Origin of the sequence: Bacillus sp. XF8 (genome assembly GCF_017498755.1) — a bacterium.
GTDB lineage: Bacteria > Bacillota > Bacilli > Bacillales > Bacillaceae_G > Bacillus_A > Bacillus_A bingmayongensis.
In genome coordinates, this window is the sequence record NZ_JAGDQK010000012.1 from 1 (window position 1) to 17,649 (window position 17,649).

The 17,649-nt window shown below is 40.6% G+C and carries 17 protein-coding genes; all 17 read left to right on the forward strand.

Annotation, left to right across the window (positions count from 1 at the left end):
- A partial coding sequence (locus J4P91_RS08555) for an NADH-quinone oxidoreductase subunit C (protein ID WP_207993607.1) occupies window positions 1–778 on the forward strand: 778 nt, incomplete at its 5' end.
- A gap of 4 nt (window positions 779–782) precedes the next feature.
- Window positions 783–1,883 (forward strand): NADH-quinone oxidoreductase subunit NuoD, encoded by a 1,101-nt coding sequence (gene nuoD, locus J4P91_RS08560; protein ID WP_207993608.1) that lies wholly within the window; start codon window positions 783–785, stop codon window positions 1,881–1,883.
- Entirely contained in the window at window positions 1,883–2,884 is a 1,002-nt protein-coding gene (gene nuoH, locus J4P91_RS08565) for an NADH-quinone oxidoreductase subunit NuoH (protein WP_207993609.1), read from the forward strand. The genes nuoD and nuoH overlap by 1 nt, the downstream gene beginning before the upstream one ends.
- A gap of 24 nt (window positions 2,885–2,908) precedes the next feature.
- Window positions 2,909–3,328 (forward strand): NADH-quinone oxidoreductase subunit NuoI, encoded by a 420-nt coding sequence (gene nuoI, locus J4P91_RS08570; protein WP_042981023.1) that lies wholly within the window; start codon window positions 2,909–2,911, stop codon window positions 3,326–3,328.
- Window positions 3,325–3,849: an NADH-quinone oxidoreductase subunit J gene (locus J4P91_RS08575; protein WP_207993610.1), complete on the forward strand. Its 525-nt coding sequence runs from the start codon at window positions 3,325–3,327 to the stop codon at window positions 3,847–3,849. Before nuoI ends, J4P91_RS08575 begins: the two co-directional genes overlap by 4 nt.
- Window positions 3,842–4,156: an NADH-quinone oxidoreductase subunit NuoK gene (gene nuoK / locus J4P91_RS08580; protein ID WP_207993611.1), complete on the forward strand. Its 315-nt coding sequence runs from the start codon at window positions 3,842–3,844 to the stop codon at window positions 4,154–4,156. Before J4P91_RS08575 ends, nuoK begins: the two co-directional genes overlap by 8 nt.
- 27 nt (window positions 4,157–4,183) lie before the next feature.
- Complete coding sequence (gene nuoL, locus J4P91_RS08585) at window positions 4,184–6,046, forward strand: NADH-quinone oxidoreductase subunit L (protein ID WP_207993612.1); 1,863 nt, start codon at window positions 4,184–4,186, stop codon at window positions 6,044–6,046.
- Entirely contained in the window at window positions 6,043–7,545 is a 1,503-nt protein-coding gene (locus J4P91_RS08590) for an NADH-quinone oxidoreductase subunit M (protein WP_207993613.1), read from the forward strand. Before nuoL ends, J4P91_RS08590 begins: the two co-directional genes overlap by 4 nt.
- A 7-nt stretch (window positions 7,546–7,552) precedes the next feature.
- The gene (gene nuoN, locus J4P91_RS08595) at window positions 7,553–9,067 is read left to right on the forward strand and encodes an NADH-quinone oxidoreductase subunit NuoN (RefSeq protein ID WP_279538580.1); all 1,515 of its coding nucleotides are present in this window, start codon (window positions 7,553–7,555) and stop codon (window positions 9,065–9,067) included.
- 218 nt (window positions 9,068–9,285) lie between these two features.
- Window positions 9,286–9,522 (forward strand): DUF1146 family protein, encoded by a 237-nt coding sequence (locus tag J4P91_RS08600; protein WP_017153534.1) that lies wholly within the window; start codon window positions 9,286–9,288, stop codon window positions 9,520–9,522.
- Window positions 9,523–9,574: 52 nt separating this feature from the next.
- The gene (locus J4P91_RS08605) at window positions 9,575–10,282 is read left to right on the forward strand and encodes a YwmB family TATA-box binding protein (protein ID WP_207993615.1); all 708 of its coding nucleotides are present in this window, start codon (window positions 9,575–9,577) and stop codon (window positions 10,280–10,282) included.
- A gap of 35 nt (window positions 10,283–10,317) precedes the next feature.
- Entirely contained in the window at window positions 10,318–11,622 is a 1,305-nt protein-coding gene (gene murA, locus J4P91_RS08610; RefSeq protein ID WP_017153532.1) for a UDP-N-acetylglucosamine 1-carboxyvinyltransferase, read from the forward strand.
- Window positions 11,623–11,854: 232 nt separating this feature from the next.
- Window positions 11,855–12,868 (forward strand): stage II sporulation protein D, encoded by a 1,014-nt coding sequence (gene spoIID / locus J4P91_RS08615; protein WP_207993616.1) that lies wholly within the window; start codon window positions 11,855–11,857, stop codon window positions 12,866–12,868.
- Window positions 12,869–13,091: 223 nt separating this feature from the next.
- Window positions 13,092–14,708, forward strand: coding sequence for a long-chain fatty acid--CoA ligase (locus J4P91_RS08620; RefSeq protein WP_207993617.1), 1,617 nt, complete (start codon window positions 13,092–13,094; stop codon window positions 14,706–14,708).
- Window positions 14,709–14,858: 150 nt separating this feature from the next.
- Window positions 14,859–15,866 (forward strand): LytTR family transcriptional regulator DNA-binding domain-containing protein, encoded by a 1,008-nt coding sequence (locus tag J4P91_RS08625; protein ID WP_207993618.1) that lies wholly within the window; start codon window positions 14,859–14,861, stop codon window positions 15,864–15,866.
- A 190-nt stretch (window positions 15,867–16,056) separates the two neighbouring features.
- Window positions 16,057–16,899 carry an ABC transporter ATP-binding protein gene (locus J4P91_RS08630; RefSeq protein WP_207993620.1) on the forward strand — a complete coding sequence of 281 codons (843 nt, stop codon included), beginning with the start codon at window positions 16,057–16,059 and terminating at the stop codon, window positions 16,897–16,899.
- Entirely contained in the window at window positions 16,899–17,606 is a 708-nt protein-coding gene (locus tag J4P91_RS08635) for an ABC transporter permease (RefSeq protein WP_207993622.1), read from the forward strand. Before J4P91_RS08630 ends, J4P91_RS08635 begins: the two co-directional genes overlap by 1 nt.
- Window positions 17,607–17,649: the final 43 nt, after the last annotated feature.

Below are 17,649 nucleotides of genomic sequence, written 5' to 3' on the forward strand. Positions count from 1 at the left end.
AGCGAAAGCGAAGGCAGTTGCAGCAGCGAAAGCAAAAGCGGCTGCGCTAGCAAAGCAGAAAACGTCAGAAGGCGGAGAGATATCGGAAGAGGAGAAGGCAAAAGCGAAAGCGAAGGCAGTTGCAGCAGCGAAAGCAAAAGCGGCTGCGCTAGCAAAGCAGAAAACGTCAGAAGGCGGAGCACCATCTGACGATGAAAAGGCGAAGGCAATCGCAGCAGCGAAAGCAAAAGCAGCAGCTGCTGCTAAGGCAAAAGGTGCTGCAGGCAAGAAAGAAGAAGAGCCGAAGCAGGAAGAACCATCACCGAATCAGCCATATTTGGATGCTTATGTAGAGATTATTCAGGAGAAAATGGGTGAGCATTCATTAGAAGATTACTATATTAATAAACTTTCAAAGGATGTGCCAACGCTTGTTGTTAAGCCGGAAAGTTACTACGAAGTGATGGAATTATTAAAGTGCCATGAAGGACTTGCCTTTGATTATATGTCGGAGCTGCATGCGACGGACTTTGTTACACATATGGAAGTGTATGTTCACTTGTTTTCGTATGGTAAGAAACAGTCTGCGGCGGTGAAGGTGAAGCTGGACAGGGAAGCGCCGCAAGTGGCGTCGATTGCGCTGCTATGGAACGGGGCGAATTGGCCGGAGCGAGAAGCGTATGATTTACTTGGTGTTGTCTTTGAAGGGCATCCGAATTTAACGCGTATTTTAATGCCAGATGATTGGGCGGGTCATCCGCTTCGAAAAGATTATGAGCCGCTCGATGTGGAGGTGTAGCAATATGATCCGTACAGAAGAAATGCTTTTAAATGTAGGACCACAGCACCCGAGTACGCATGGTGTATTTCGGCTTGTTATTAAAATTGATGGGGAAATTATTAAGGAAGCTACACCTGTCATTGGTTATTTACACCGCGGGACAGAGAAAATCGCAGAGAGCTTGCAGTATACACAAATTATCCCTTATACAGACCGAATGGACTATTTATCAGCGATGACAAATAACTATGTGATCTGTCACGCTGTTGAGACGATGATGGGCCTTGAAATTCCAGAGCGTGCAGAATATTTAAGAGTACTTGCGATGGAACTTGGCCGCGTTGCGAGTCACCTCGTCTGGTGGGGAACAAACCTTCTTGATATTGGAGCGGTTAGCCCGTTTCTATACGCATTCCGGGAGCGAGAGATGATTATCAATCTCTTAAATGAACTTTGTGGTGCGCGGCTAACGTTCAATTACATGCGAGTGGGTGGTGTAAAGTGGGATGCACCGGATGGTTGGATAGAGAAGGTTCGGGAGTTTGTTCCATATATGAGAGAACAATTGAAAGGCTATCACGACCTTGTGAGCGGAAATGAAATTTTCTTAAATCGTGTGAAGGGCGTCGGAATATACAGCGCGGAAGATGCACTTTCTTATTCGCTGAGCGGGGCGAATTTACGCTGTACAGGCGTGAAGTGGGATCTTCGTAAGGATGAGCCGTACTCTATTTATGAGCGCTTTGATTTTGATGTTCCGGTAGGTACGGTAGGAGATGCATGGGATCGTTACGTTTGCCGAATGGAGGAAATTGAGGAATCCCTCAAAATTATTGAACAAGCGGCTGAGCAATTCCCAGCAGAAGGGCAAGTACTGGCGAAAGTGCCGAAAATTATTAAGGCGCCAAAGGGAGAGACATTTGTCCGCATCGAGTCACCGCGCGGAGAAATTGGCTGTTATATTGCTAGTGATGGGAAGAAAGAACCGTATCGCTTAAAATTTCGCAGGCCATCTTTCTACAACCTTCAAATTTTACCGAAGCTTTTGAAGGGCGAAAATATCGCGAACTTAATTACGATTTTAGGTGGCGTTGATATTGTGCTTGGGGAGGTTGATGGGTGATGATAGAGCGTCTCTTAGAGTCATCGGCGAGTTGGACAAATTTTTTCATTTTTTTCGGATTAGCGGTCCTCCTACTATTTGCTGTCCTTGGATTTGTTACATATGGGATTTTAGCAGAGCGAAAAGTGATGGGATTTATGCAAGGGCGGATTGGTCCGAATCAGGTCGGCGGCAGATTCGGTTTACTACAAACAGTTGCTGACGTTTTAAAGCTTTTATTAAAAGAAGATAGCATTCCGAAAGCTGCAGATAAGCCGCTGTTTATATTGGCGCCTGTTATCGCATTTGCACCAGCTTTTATGGTGCTTGCGGTCATTCCATTTACGGATAAATTTCAGTTTGCAGATATTGGAGTAGGGCTTCTTTACTATATCGCTGTATCAGGTATTACAACGATTGGTGTTGTGACCGGGGGATGGGCATCAAACAATAAATATTCACTTTTAGGCGGGATGCGTGCGGCGGCGCAAATGATTTCCTATGAAATTCCGCTTGTAATGAGCGTGATTGGCGTTGTCTTATTAGCTGGCAGCCTCAATTTAAATGAAATCGTAGCAGCGCAGGAAAAGGTTTGGTACATTTTCGCGCAGCCAATCGGCTTTGTGATTTTCTTAATCGCAGCGGTTGCAGAGCTCAACCGGACGCCGTTTGACTTACCAGAGGCGGAATCGGAACTTGTTTCTGGATATCATACGGAATATTCAGGATTTCGCTGGGCATTCTTTATGCTTTCTGAATACGTGTACTTCTTTGGAATGGCTTCGCTCATTACGGTGCTTTTCCTAGGAGGATGGAATCCAGTTATTTTCCTTGGTTTTATTCCTGGCGCTGTATGGTTTGCCTTAAAGTTTAGCGCGGTAGTTTTCCTGCTTATTTGGTTCCGCGTCACGTTCCCACGCCTGCGAGGCGATCAATTGATGGAGTTTGGCTGGAAGGTATTATTGCCAATCGCGCTTGCGAACATTTTCTTAACGGCATTGATTAAGGAGTTGTTCTTCTAATCTATGAGGGGGGGCCAGTAAGACATGAAGGGACTATTTAAAGGTTTAAAATATACACTTAGCAACTTAAGTAAGAAAAAAGTAACATACGATTATCCCAATCAACCATTGCCACTACCAGACCGCTTCCGAGGGATTCAAAAGTTTTATCCGGAAAAATGTATTGTTTGTAACCAATGCTCGAATATTTGCCCAACTGACTGTATTCAACTAACAGGGAAGAAGCATCCGGACCCTACGAAAAAAGGAAAAATCATTGATACGTACGATATTAATTTTGAAATTTGTATTCTTTGCGATTTATGTACAGAGGTTTGTCCAACCGAGGCGATTGTTATGACAAACAATTTTGAGCTAGCGGAGTATACGCGTGATGATTTGTTTAAAAATTTGCAGTGGCTAGATGAAAATGATGAGAATGTCAGAAAGGAGAATAAAGCATGAACGGCGAGTTGGTAGCGTTTTTTGCCTTGTCCTTAACGGCGATCATCGGCGGGATTCTTATGCTGAACTTAACGAAAGTTATGCACATGATGCTCGCCCTTGTGTTTACGTTTCTTAGCATTGCGGGGTTGTACTTTCTCTTATCGGCAGAGTTTGTTGGAGTCGCGCAAATTTTAATTTATTCTGGGGCAATTACGATTATTATGATTTTCGGCATTATGCTAACGAAACATGACGCTGAAAGTGAATCTAGTTTTAGTTTACGTAAATTGCTTATATTTTTTGCAGTAGTAGCGTTTGGCACGGTGATGTACTTTGCTGTTAATAATATAGACTTTACAAATCGAAGTGTACAAGGAAGCTTACCGCTTCATGAACAAAATACACTTCAAATTGGCACACTCTTGTATTCGAAATATGTCATTCCATTTGAATTAACGTCGGTTATTCTACTTGTTGCGCTTGTTGGGGCAATTGTACTTGCGAAGAAGGATGAGAAAGAGGGGGATTCCAATGAATAGTGTTCCAGCTTCCGCCTACTTAGCTCTTGCAATTATTTTGTTTTGCATCGGTTTATTCGGGGCTTTAACAAAGCGGAATACGGTCATTGTCTTAGTTTGTATTGAACTGATGTTAAATGCGGCGAACTTAAACTTAGTTGCTTTTAGTAAATTAGGCTTTTTTCCGAACTTAACAGGACAAATCTTTTCACTGTTTACGATGTCCGTTGCGGCAGCTGAAGCGGCAGTTGGACTTGCAATATTAATTGCGTTATATCGTAATCGTACAACAGTTAACGTAGATGAAATGGATTCGCTGAAAGGTTAATTGTGACCGAAAAGGGGGAAGGAAACGATGATCGATTATGCATGGCTCATACCGCTTTTCCCGCTTGCCTCATTTTTTTTGCTCGTTATGTTTGGGAAAAAATTGAGAGAAGGAAGCAGCTTACTTGGCATCTTTCTCACATTTCTTTCCTTTGTGGGTGCGGCGACTGTATTAATAGAACGATTTTCATCGGAAACAGTAAAGCATCAGTGGTTATGGCTCCGAATTGGTGATGTAGATCTTTCGTTTGGTTTTGAGATTAACGCATTAAATGCTTTGATGCTTTTTATTGTGACACTCGTTAGTTTCCTTGTACATGTGTATTCAAAAGGATATATGCATGGCGATGAGAGGTTGCCCACCTTTTATGCGTATTTAGGGCTCTTTACATTTGCGATGCTTGGGCTTGTCATCTCGACGAATTTACTACAGCTCTATATATTTTGGGAATTAGTTGGACTTGGATCATTTTTACTAATTGGCTTTTATTTCTTTAAAGAAGAAGCAAAGGCTGCTGCGAAAAAAGCGTTTATTATGACGCGCATTGGAGATGTCGGTTTATTTATCGGGATGATTTTACTTTTTTGGCAGGCTGGTAGTTTTGAGTATGATGCTATCTTTAAGGCAATGCACACAGGTGATATATCTTCTGGCATGATTACACTCACGGCAATTTTAATTTTTATTGGTGCGATGGGAAAATCGGGGCAGTTCCCGCTCCATACATGGCTTCCAGATGCGATGGAAGGGCCAACACCTGTGTCGGCACTCATTCACGCGGCAACGATGGTCGCGGCAGGTGTGTACTTAGTGGCAACGATGTTTCCGCTATTCTTGGCAAGTCCTGTGGCGATGCAAACAGTCGCGATCGTCGGCGCCTTTACCGCAATCTTTGCTGCGTCCATTGGTCTCGTACAAACGGATATAAAAAGAGTTCTCGCATATTCAACAGTCAGCCAGCTCGGCTATATGATGCTCGCGCTTGGCTCGGCAGGATACGTGGCTGGCGTCTTTCATTTAACGACACATGCTTTCTTTAAAGCATTGCTTTTCTTAGCGGCCGGAAGCGTCATTCATGCAGTGCATACGCAAAACATTAATGAAATGGGCGGATTGCAGAAGAAAATGAAAGTGACGGGGATACTTTTCTTAATCGGCACGCTAGCAATTAGTGGTGTTCCCCTTTTCTCAGGTTTTTTTAGTAAAGATGAAATTTTGGCTAGGGCGTGGATGCACGGCAATTATGTGTTGTTTGTCCTCGCGGTTATCGCGGCATTCTTAACGGCGTTCTACATGTTCCGGTTATACTTTCTCGTTTTTACAGGAGAAGCAAAGAAAGAAGCGAATGTGCATGAATCTCCGCGCGTCATGACATTCCCGATGATTGTCCTTGGTATTCTCGCAGTTTTGGCAGGTTACATCAATACGCCATGGTTTGGAACATTCCTTGGGGACTGGCTTACAAAGAATGTCCCGTTTCAAGTAGAGCAAGGTCATGGTCCTGTGTGGATTATGATTATTGCGACACTCGTTTCGTTTGCGGGCATTTTCTTGGCATATCTTATCTATGGAAAACGCTCCATCTCTAGAGAGTGGGCTGGCGGAAGAGAAACAGTCCTATATAGCCTCCTTAAGGAAAAATATTATGTAGATGAAATATATAATGTGACTGTGCTTCCACTCGTAAAAGGAATCGCTTATGTGCTTCGCTTATGTGAAGTATATATTGTGGAAGGAATCGCCCGGTTAATCGTGGGTATTGTGAGAGGAGCAAGCACTGCGGGTTCTAAACTTCAAAACGGAAACGTACAAGTATACGGAACCGCGGTAGCTGTTTCTTTGGCGGCATTAGTTGTCATTCTGTTATATACAGGGGGGTATTGGCAATGAATGCATTCTTATTATCGTTCTTCATTTTCTCCCCGCTTCTAGGGATTCTCTTACTTATGTTAACACCCAAAACGGAAGTGCGTGCAGTGCGAGGCCTCGGTTTGTTCGGAACAATTCTTCCGCTTGGAATCGCGATTGTTTTAGCTAGTACATACGCTTCCGGAAAGAGCTTAACGATCTTTGCTGAAAAGGTGAAATGGATTCAATTTGGAAGCTTTTTGAACGTAGATGAAAAGTTGTTTTCTATTTATTATGAGCTTGGCATCGATGGGTTTTCGCTTGTAATGATGATGCTCACAGCGCTTTTAGCAACACTTGCGGCAATTGCTGCCTTTTCCATTCAAAAAAATATAAAAGGCTTTTATATGCTCTTATTAACACTTGAAATTGGGATGCTTGGTGTCTTTGCAGCAGAAAATTTACTTCTATTCTTTGTCTTCTTTGAAATTACATTACCACCGATGTTTTTGCTTATCGGAAAGTGGGGGAAATTGAAAAGCGAAAAAGCTTCCTATAGTTATTTGATTTATAACGGAATTGGATCAGCAATTTTACTCATCGTTTTCTCTATCCTCTTTGCAAAAACGGGTACAACAAATATTACAGCGTTAAAAGATATTTTGACTGGGGCGGAAACATCGCTCCTAGGCGATATTTCAAATTCATTGCAGCTTGGATTATTCATTGCCCTTATGATTGCCTTTGCTATTAAGCTACCGGTATTTCCTTTGCATCGCTGGATGGTGAACGTGCATGTAGAGGCCCATCCTGCAGCGGTGATGCTCCATGCAGGTGTTCTGCTCAAAATCGGGGCATACGGCATTGTGCGCTTTGGGAAAGGGCTATTCCCGGAGCAGTTTCATGACTTTGCAACATTTATGGCGATTTTAGGAGTAATCAATTTGCTGTACGGTGCTTTTCTGGCGATAATTCAAACAGATTTCCGAAAGGTACTCGCCTACTCCAGTATTTCGCATATGGGAATCGTGTTAATGGGACTTGCGGCACTTAACGAACCCGGCATGAAGGGAGCGCTATTTCAAGTCGTATCCCACGGCTTAATTGCAGCCTTACTATTCTTCTTGCTCGGCATGATTGAGCGGCGCTTCGGCACTTCTGACATTACGAAGCTTGGCGGCCTCGCAAAACAAGCTCCGGTGTTAAGTGGTTTCTTATTAGCAGGAAGTATGGCTTCGCTTGGCCTCCCAGGAATGTCTGGATTTGTTAGTGAGTTTCTCGCATTCCTCGGACTATTTCAAGGGAAGCCAATCATCGCAGCAGTTGGTGCACTCGGCATCATTTTGACAGCAGTATATGTCTTAAGGGCGACGCTTCAAGTGACATTTGGGAAGAAGGAATTGGAAGCGAGGCCGGATGTTCGCGGCTGGGAATACATTCCGATTGTGCTCCTCTTTACTTGTATTATCGCAATCGGTGTTATGCCAGAGTTGCTCGGGGCGCCACTACAATACACAGTGAAAATATTGGGGGTGAGGTAGGATGGATATGAATACATTACTTAGCTTATCTTGGCACTTAATGGTACCGGAGTTCATCATTCTTGGGGCGGCCATCCTTCTCTCGCTTCTTGATTTATTTCTAACGTTTGATCGTAAGTATTTAGGGATTGGTGCGATTGGAGCTGCGGTGTTATCACTCATCGCATTAATTACACTATATAGTGAACCAGCTGGGGACATTTTAAGTGGCTCGTTTGTACTAGATGGATTTGCAAAAGGGTTTAAAACGTTACTATTAATTGGAGCGATCCTCGTTTTATGTATGGCGATGAGCGATGATAAAAAAGAGCCGATTCAAGATAAAGGAGAATATTATTACTTATTTTTAATGGCAGTTCTCGGGGCGATGTTCATGGCGTCTAGCGTCGATTTTATTACGCTCTTTATTGGCCTAGAGTTGTTATCACTGTCTTCGTATATTTTAGTGGGGATTCGAAAGAAAAATCGTGCTTCGAATGAAGCGGCGATGAAATATGTCATTAATGGCGGAATTGGGACGGCCATTACGCTCTTTGGAATGAGCTATTTATATGGTATTACGGGATCGACTAATATAGTTGCTATGCAGGAAGTTCTCATGCAAGGCGTGGATGGGAGCATCAGGCTTTTGTTATCACTTGCTTTCTTGCTTCTGTTTGTTGGTTTATCCTTTAAAATTGCGACAGTGCCGTTTCATATGTGGGCACCGGATGTATATGAAGGGTCCGCGGTACCTGTTACAGCTTTCCTCGGGACAATCTCTAAAATCGCTGGGTTTATTATGATGATAAGATTGTTCCTTATGATATTCGGCGCTATACCGGTTCATGGAAGTGAGCAATCAGTATTCTCTAATATGAGCGTATATATTGCTGTACTGGCCATTATTACGATGATCATAGGTAATGTTGTAGCGTTAAAGCAATACAGCGTGAAGCGTCTGTTTGCCTATTCTGGCATAGCACATGCTGGATATTTACTCGTTCCACTTGTAGCGTTATCGCCATTTACGATGGATAGTATGTGGTTTTATATGCTAGCATACGTGCTGATGAATATAGGAGCTTTTGCAGTCATTCATGGATTAATCTTACAAAGCGGAAAGGAAAATGTAACAATTTTCTCCGGTTTATACAAACGCTCTCCGTTTGGCGCCGCGGCGATGACTATTTTTATTTTATCTTTGGCAGGAATTCCAGGAACAGCTGGTTTTATCGGAAAGGTTAACATTTTCTTAAGCGCCTTTACAGCGAGTCCAGCTCATTACGTGCTAGCATCAGTCATGATGGGCACAACGGTTATCTCATTCGTATATTATTTCCGCATTTTGCAGCAAATGTTCTTTCGAAAGAGTAGTGAAGAAGACCCGGTACACTTACCATTCAACTTGAAAGTTGTTATTAGTTTTTGCGCAATTGCAACCGTATTACTCGGGATTCTACCGGCAATTGGTTACAATTTCTTCTATGAATATTTTCCATTAATGAAAGATTTCTTCTTTACTGGGAACGTGGTACAATAGTGAAAATAAAAAGTGTAGAGTTACTGCTCTACGCTTTTTATTGTGGAGCTCTATTAGTACGAGAGATGTTCCAAGCAAAATAGGTAGTCCCCCTTTAGCTTTTTTCGAAGGGAAAACTTTATACTGCCTATTTAGGCAGGAAAAAGTGTGGTTTCCATTTGTATGGGATCGTTTTGCATCCTAAGTGATGGTAAGCCAAACAAAAGGAGTCGATTTTTTTGGCGCAACTTTTAGGGCAACAAGCACTGATTGCGATTGTTTCGCATTTATTGTTTATTACCATTACGTGGTGGGCCTTACAAGGTATCCATATCGAACGCCTGATGAAATCTGGGAAGGTATTGCAGACGAGGGTGTTACTCATTCTTGTTACGATCGCAATCGGGACATCTGTCAGCAACTTTTTCCTTGATTATTTAGGGTATTCGAAGAGTTTAACGTATTTAGTAAAGTAAGTGTATAGAACCTCATATCTCCGTTAACAATGGGGATAGGAGGGGATGAAACTTGAAAACCTTGAAAACAATTCTTATTGTTGTCGTAAGTATTGTCGTATTCTTGTTCGGGTATAAAGAGATAAAGCCCGTAAGTGACGAAGAGAAAATGGAGAGTATGATCGCAGCTCTTGAAAAAAACGGAACAGAGATAGAGCGGTGGTCATGGTTAGCACGAGAAACCAAAACCATTTCTAACATACATACGTTTCAAAAATTGTTAAATGAATTGAAAGAAAAAGCGAATGTTCAAAAATGGGAATTGGAACAATCTCATAACGGATATAAAGCCACAGCATACAACAAATTTTCTTCTCATGAAGAACGAATAGTAGTCACTTGGAGTAAGGAAAATACTAAAGAAAACACTTTCATTATCTTTGAAGTGAGTGGGTCAAAATGGGATCCTAAAAATATTCAAAAAATGGATAAAATTTTTAGTACAAAACCTAAAATTTACACTTGTGTTCAAGGTGTACTGAATGATAAGATTGAAGGTGTTTTGCAAAATAAAACCAATCAGGTTTTGAAAGATCTTTCAGCAAGAGCGATCGAAGAGATAGAAGAAAGAGCATTTGTGTCAGTCTCGGCATATAATAAAAAGTGGAATGACGCTCTTTCAACAAATAGAGAGAAAATCAATGTGCAAATAGCAATACGTTCTACAGACAACAAAGATACAATTGTGGTTGGCACACCGATCATAACTTCTGAGTATTGAATAGATATTGAAAAAAGGACACGGAGGGGAATAAATTGGAAAAAATCATCGTCCGTGGCGGAAAGCGGTTGAACGGCACAGTGCGTGTTGAGGGCGCGAAAAATGCTGTATTACCAATAATCGCTGCAGCCCTATTAGCGAGTGATGGAAAGAATGTACTATCTGAAGTACCAGTTTTGTCTGATGTATACACAATTAATGAGGTATTACGTCATTTAAATGCTGAAGTCGTATTTGAAAATAACCAAGTAACGATTGATGCTTCAAAGGATTTAAATATTGAAGCACCATTTGAATATGTACGTAAAATGCGTGCGTCCGTTCAAGTAATGGGACCACTATTAGCACGTAATGGCCGTGCTCGTATTGCGCTTCCTGGTGGATGTGCAATTGGTTCACGTCCAATTGACCAACATTTAAAAGGCTTTGAAGCAATGGGAGCGAAAGTAAAAGTTGGTAATGGATTTGTTGAAGCTTATGTAGATGGACAATTACAAGGCGCGAAAATTTACTTAGATTTCCCAAGTGTAGGTGCAACAGAAAACATTATGTCTGCTGCTACATTAGCAAAAGGGACAACAATACTTGAAAACGCAGCGAAAGAACCAGAAATCGTTGACTTAGCTAACTTCTTAAATGCAATGGGAGCAAAAGTACGCGGAGCTGGAACTGGAACGATTCGTATCGAAGGCGTTGATAAATTATATGGTGCACACCATTCTATTATTCCTGACCGTATTGAAGCAGGGACGTTTATGGTTGCAGCAGCAATTACTGGTGGAGACATCTTAATTGAAAATGCTGTACCAGAACATTTACGTTCTATCACAGCGAAAATGGAAGAAATGGGTGTTAAGGTTATTGAGGAAAATGAAGGCGTACGTGTTATCGGCCCAAGTAAATTAAAAGCCGTTGATATTAAAACAATGCCTCATCCTGGTTTCCCAACAGACATGCAATCACAAATGATGGCATTGTTATTACATGCTGATGGAACAAGCATGATCACAGAAACGGTATTTGAAAACCGCTTCATGCATGTTGAAGAATTCCGTCGTATGAATGCAGATATTAAAATTGAAGGTCGTTCTGTTATTATGAATGGACCTAACAACTTACAAGGTGCAGAAGTAGCAGCAACTGACTTACGTGCTGCAGCGGCATTAATTCTAGCTGGTTTAGTATCAGACGGTTACACACGTGTAACAGAATTAAAACACCTTGATCGTGGATATGTAAACTTCCATGAGAAATTAGCTGCATTAGGTGCAACAATTGAACGTGTAAACGAAAAAGTAGAAGAAGTGAAAGAACAACAAATTTCTGATCTTCACGCTTAATTGAAATCGTCTCTATGTCTTTTGACATAGGGGCGATTTTTTTTCTATTACTGTTATAGTCAAGAAACATCTAACTTATGCACGTTTCATTAAAAATATTTCGAAAATTCGTTTGTTTGAAAAGAAGCTTTGCTGCTACTTACTATTAGAAGAATTTCCTCCCGATATGTTCTAAAAGCTCGCTATGCTCCATAAGAATGAAATGAATCCAATTTTATATCGGGGGAAAGAGATGAAAATTTCAAAGCCACTTTTCATTACAATAGCGCTCTTAGTGGCGCTCGTCATTATTGTACCGACCGTACTTGTCATTCCGTTTACGAAAGAGAAGATAAGTCAGCCGCCCCAAAATCCTCCAGCCGTGCAAAATGTGCCAGCTCCTGCAAAGGTAAATACTGCTGTGCAAGTTGCTGTGTATCGCAGTCAGCAAAAGAAGGTAGAAACAGTGCCGATGGAAGAGTATGTTGCAGGTGTAGTAGCTTCTGAGATGAATGCTAGCTTTGAAATAGAGGCATTAAAGGCGCAGGCATTAGCGGCAAGGACATTTATTGTACAGCTTATGCTAAGTGGAAGTAAGAAAAATAATGCGGATGTGACAGATACGGTGAGTGATCAAGTCTACCATAGTAAAGAAGAGTTAAAGAAGACATGGGGCAAAGATTATGAGAAAAACTTGAAGAAGATTGAAGAAGCCGTGTCTAAAACAGCCGGACAAGTTTTAACTTATGAAGGTACTCCCATTACAGCGTCCTTCTTCTCAACAAGTAACGGCTATACGGAAAATGCTGCAGACTACTGGGGAAAGGACTTACCATATTTGAAAAGTGTAGACAGTCCATGGGATCAAACTGCTCCAAAGTTTGCGAGTGAACAAACATTTACTGTAGATGATTTTCAAAAGCGTCTTGGCGTAAAGGTGCTTGCGAATGGGAAAGTCGGTAATATTAAAGAACGTACAGAAGGAAAACGGGTGAAGGATGTAGAGTTTCAAGGAAAAACGTTAACAGGAAAAGAAGTGCGCGACAAATTAGCTTTACGTTCTTCTGACTTTACATGGAAACAACAAGGAAAGAGCATTGTCGTCACAACGAAAGGATATGGTCATGGCGTTGGTATGAGCCAGTATGGTGCCAACGGAATGGCGAAAGAGGGAAAAGGGTATACAGACATTGTTGCTCATTACTATAAAGGTATCGAAATTAAAACGCTCAACGATTATGAAGGAAAGTTAATGGCGAAGAACTAGTTGTCAGGGGGGCCAGACAACTAAATGTAGCCGAATCGGAGAGAAAAATCGGTGTATTTTTCGAATATATCGACCGTTCGACGCAAAAGGAGCTCATCCAAATGAGCTCCTTTTGTCATTATTTGTAGAAAACGAAAGAAATGTTAACAGCTTTTGTCTAGTTGCGCCGTGTTATAATACAGATGTATGTGTATATATAAAATAATAACAGGGGGCATGAAATATGATGATGGATGTACCACTCCTCATTCCAGCGATGATGGAACGGGCGGAGAAGTATTTTTCAAAAAAGGAAGTTGTCTCGCGCACTGCATCTCGTATTCAAACATTAACATACGGAGAGATTGCGAAGCGGACAAGACGGCTTGCTAGTGTACTAAGTAAAATGGGGATTGATAGAGGGGACAAAGTTGGAACAATCGCTTGGAACCATCACCGCCATTTGGAGGCGTATTTTGCGATTCCAGGAATTGGAGCGGTGTTACATACGATTAACTTACGGCTCTCTGCAGATCACATTTCTTATATCATTAACCACGCCGAAGATAAAATCATTCTTGTTGATGAAGATATGGTTCCTGTATTAGAAAGCATTCAACACGAAATTCCTCATGTGAAAGCATTTATTATTATGACAGATGATCACGAACTACCTCACACAACACTATCACCAGCATATCATTACGATAAACTACTTGAAGAAGGCGACGAAACATTTCCATTCATAACAGACTTAGATGAAAAAGAACCTGCAGGTATGTGCTACACTTCTGCAACGACGGGAAAACCGAAAGGCGTGGTGTATACACACCGTAGTATAGCACTCCACAGTTATACGCTCGGCCTTGTAGACGGCGGTAATATATCAGAAGTAGACACTTGTATGCCTGTCGTTCCGATGTTCCATGTAAACGCATGGGGACTTCCTTTTGCTGGTACATGGTTTGGAACAACGCTCGTCTTACCAGGACCACACTTTACTCCGGAAATTTTAGCGCAGCTTATTGAACGTGAGAAGGTGACGATTACTGCTGGTGTACCAACAATTTGGATTGGCCTATTACAAGAGCTTGAAAAGTATCCGTATGATATTAGTAGTATTCGTACGATTTGGTCAGGTGGATCAGCAGCACCGAGAAGTATGATTCGCACATATGAGGAGAAATACGGAATTGCTTTTAGGCAAATATATGGGATGACCGAAACAAGTCCAGCTGTTGTCATTAACTGCCCAAAATCATATCAGCGTGATTTACCGAAAGAAGAATATTATGAGTTACGCTCCCGCCAAGGTTACTTATTCCCAGGTCTTGAAATGAAAGTCATTGGGCAAGAAGGGGAAATCAAGTGGGACGGTGAAGAAATGGGCGAGCTTTGCTTGCGCGGACCATGGATCGCTGGAAGCTATTATAATGATGAACGGACTGAAGAATCGATGAAAGACGGATGGCTGCATACAGGAGACATTGTAACAGTCGATCCGGAAGGGTTTATTAAAATTGCTGACCGTACGAAAGACTTAATTAAAAGTGGCGGCGAATGGATTTCCTCCGTTGATTTAGAAAACGCCTTAATGGCACATGATAAAGTATTAGAAGCATCTGTCGTTGCCGTGCCGCATGAAAAATGGCAGGAACGTCCTGTTGCTTGTGTTGTATTAAAAGAAGGACAAACAGTAGAACAAGAAGAGCTCTATGCCTTATTAGAAGACCAGTTCCCAAAATGGTGGATGCCGGACGACATCTTATTTGTCGAGGAGATTCCAAAAACATCCGTCGGGAAATTTTTGAAAAGAGCGCTTCGTGATCAGTTGAAGACTTATATGGTGAAGCAGAAATAACGATTGTATGTCGCTTGTTTTTGTATATATCGGCGATTTGAAAAAAAGGAGCTAATCTGAATTAGCTCCTTTTTGTTTTTGGGATGAATATCATAATTTTCCATTAACTGTTTGGTATAATGAAATAAAAACTCATCTGGAGGAGAAAGAATGGCGTTACTGGAGCTAAAACAATTGGGGAAGACAAATCAGTTACCGATGGTTCAGCTAGAAATTGAAAAAGGGCAATGTGTTGTGCTGCAATGTAACAATCATACTGCGAAAGTTTTGCAACGCATTATGATTGGTGAAGAAGAAGCGTCTTCAGGGAGTGTCTTATTTGATGGGAAGCCAATGGGAAAGAAAGTTTACTCGCGCATTGGTTTTTGTTTTTTAAAAGATGAAGCATATGATCGTTTGAAAGTGAAAGAATATTTTTCTTTTTTATCCGGATTATATGAATCGAATATTAGCATAGAAGAAGTTGTCCAACATGTTGGTTTACTCGATAAGATGAATGTCAAAATCGAAAAGCTTTCCTTTTCCGAAAAACGTCGTCTTCATATTGGCCGGGTTATCATTCATAACCCAGATCTAATCATTTTTGAAGAACCAGAACAAAATGTAGATATCGAAAGTACAATTATCATTCGAAAAGCAATTATGCGGTTGAAAGAACAAGGGAAGGCCATCTTTATTACATCATCCTTTTTGTCGGATGCACTCTCTTTAACAGAAGATGTGTATATATTAAATCAAGATGGCGTTAAAAAAGTAGAAATTGAGCAGGAAGAAGATGAAGAGATAGATCCAGAAAAAGTTGTCCAAATGATTCCGCAAATGAAGCTTGAAAGAATCCCGGCAAAAGTGAACGATAAAATCATTTTACTTGATCCAACGGAGATTCACTTTATCGAAACGCAAAATGGAACGACGCATATTCATGTTCGCGAAGGGGACTTTGTTTGTGCGTTAACATTAAGTGAATTAGAAGAGAGATTAAAAGGATTTGGATTTTTTAGATGTCATCGTTCTTACCTTGTTAACTTACAGCGTGTACGAGAAGTTATCACTTGGACTCGTAATAGCTTTAGTTTAATTTTAGATGATGAACGAAAAAGTTCCATTCCACTTTCGAAAGGTCGAATGGATGAATTAAAAGATGTTATTGGACTGTAATTATGCGCTAGTGGGACAGAAATAGGATTCATTCACCGGTAAAAATACTCCTTTTACCGGTATTTTACTGCGTAATCCCTTTGTTTTTCATATGATTGAGTCAAGAAAAGCAAACACAACAAGCCGAGGCGGCAAACGAGTCGCTGAAGCTAATTTTATCTATAGAAGAAAAAACAAAGGGGATGACGAAATGACATTGGCAATTGAAATGAAGGATGTAATGAAAACCTTTAATGAGAAAACAGCACTTCGAAATGTAAATATTGAAGTGAAGCAAGGGGAGATCTTCGGGTTTCTTGGACCGAGTGGATCAGGAAAAACAACAACAGTGAAAATTTTAACTTCCCAATTGCTTCATAGTGTTGGGAAAGTGAGAGTACTAGGAAAAGATATTACAGGACCAAGCAGCATCGATTATAAACGAATTGGCATTTTAACAGATAATAGCGGTTTATATGAAAGACTTAGCATTTATGATAACTTACTATTATTTTGTGACTTATACGACTGCAAAAAAGAACGAATTGATGAAGTGCTATCGCAAGTGAATCTAATAGAAGATAAAAAAACACCAGTAAAAAAATTATCAAAGGGGATGAAGCAACGTGTTACGTTAGCACGAGCAATCCTGCATAAACCAGATATGCTCTTCTTAGATGAACCAACGTCTGCGCTTGATCCAGTGAACGTTCAAAACATTCATAATATCTTAAGAGATTTAAATAAAGAAGGAACAACAATCTTCTTAACAACGCACAACATGGATGAAGCAGAAACACTTTGCGACCGCATTGCCTTCTTATGCGGCGGAGAAATTGTAGCGCTTGATACACCAGAAAATCTCCGTTTACAATATGCAAAAAACAAAATTGAAGTTGTTTTAAAAGATAAGAAAAAAGAAACCGTGCAAAAAGATGAATTAGGGGCAAAACGGATTTCAGAATGGATGAAAAAAGGTGAATTATTATCGATTCATTCGCATGAGCCGACTTTGGGGGATATTTTTATTGAAGTAACTGGGAGGGGATTATAATGACATTTTCAATGAGACGGTTATCAGCTATCTTACGTAAAGAGATGCAGGATTTGAAAAATAACGCACAAATATTATTGATGGCAATTTTACCACTTGGATTGGCGTTGTTTTATAAGCAAATGGGAGAGGGTAAGGAGTTTATGGGAGGGATTGTAATCGTCATGGTATTATGTATGGTTACAACAATCTCACAGGCAACTCTTATTGCAGAAGAGAAGGAGAAACATACGTTACGTGTGCTTATGCTATCTCCTGCATCTCCAGTTGAAATTATTATTGGAAAAGCACTACCAATCATTGTTTTAACGTTTGCTATAAGTTTTCTTAATTTATTTATATTAGATATTTTACAGGGAAGTATTTTGTTCATGTTTATGTTAATTTTATTAGGAACATTATTATTCATCGTATTTGGGACAATTATTGCTCTTTTAGCTAAAAATTTAGTGCAAGTTTCTGTTATTGCATCACCGATTGCAATGATCTTACTCATGGCTCCATTTTTAAGTCATTTTATAAAAAATGATGTTTTGAAAAAAGTGTTATCTTATTCACCGACAAGCCATATTTTTGATGCGGTTGTAAGTATAGTAGAGGATAAAGGTTTCTCTGCAATCGACACAAACCTATTAAATATCTCCATTTGGTTAATTATCTCAATTATTTTGTGTCTTATTGTCTACAAAAAGAAACAACTAGACTAAAAAACTGAGCCAAAGCGCTCAGTTTTTTCTTTTTTCTATCATT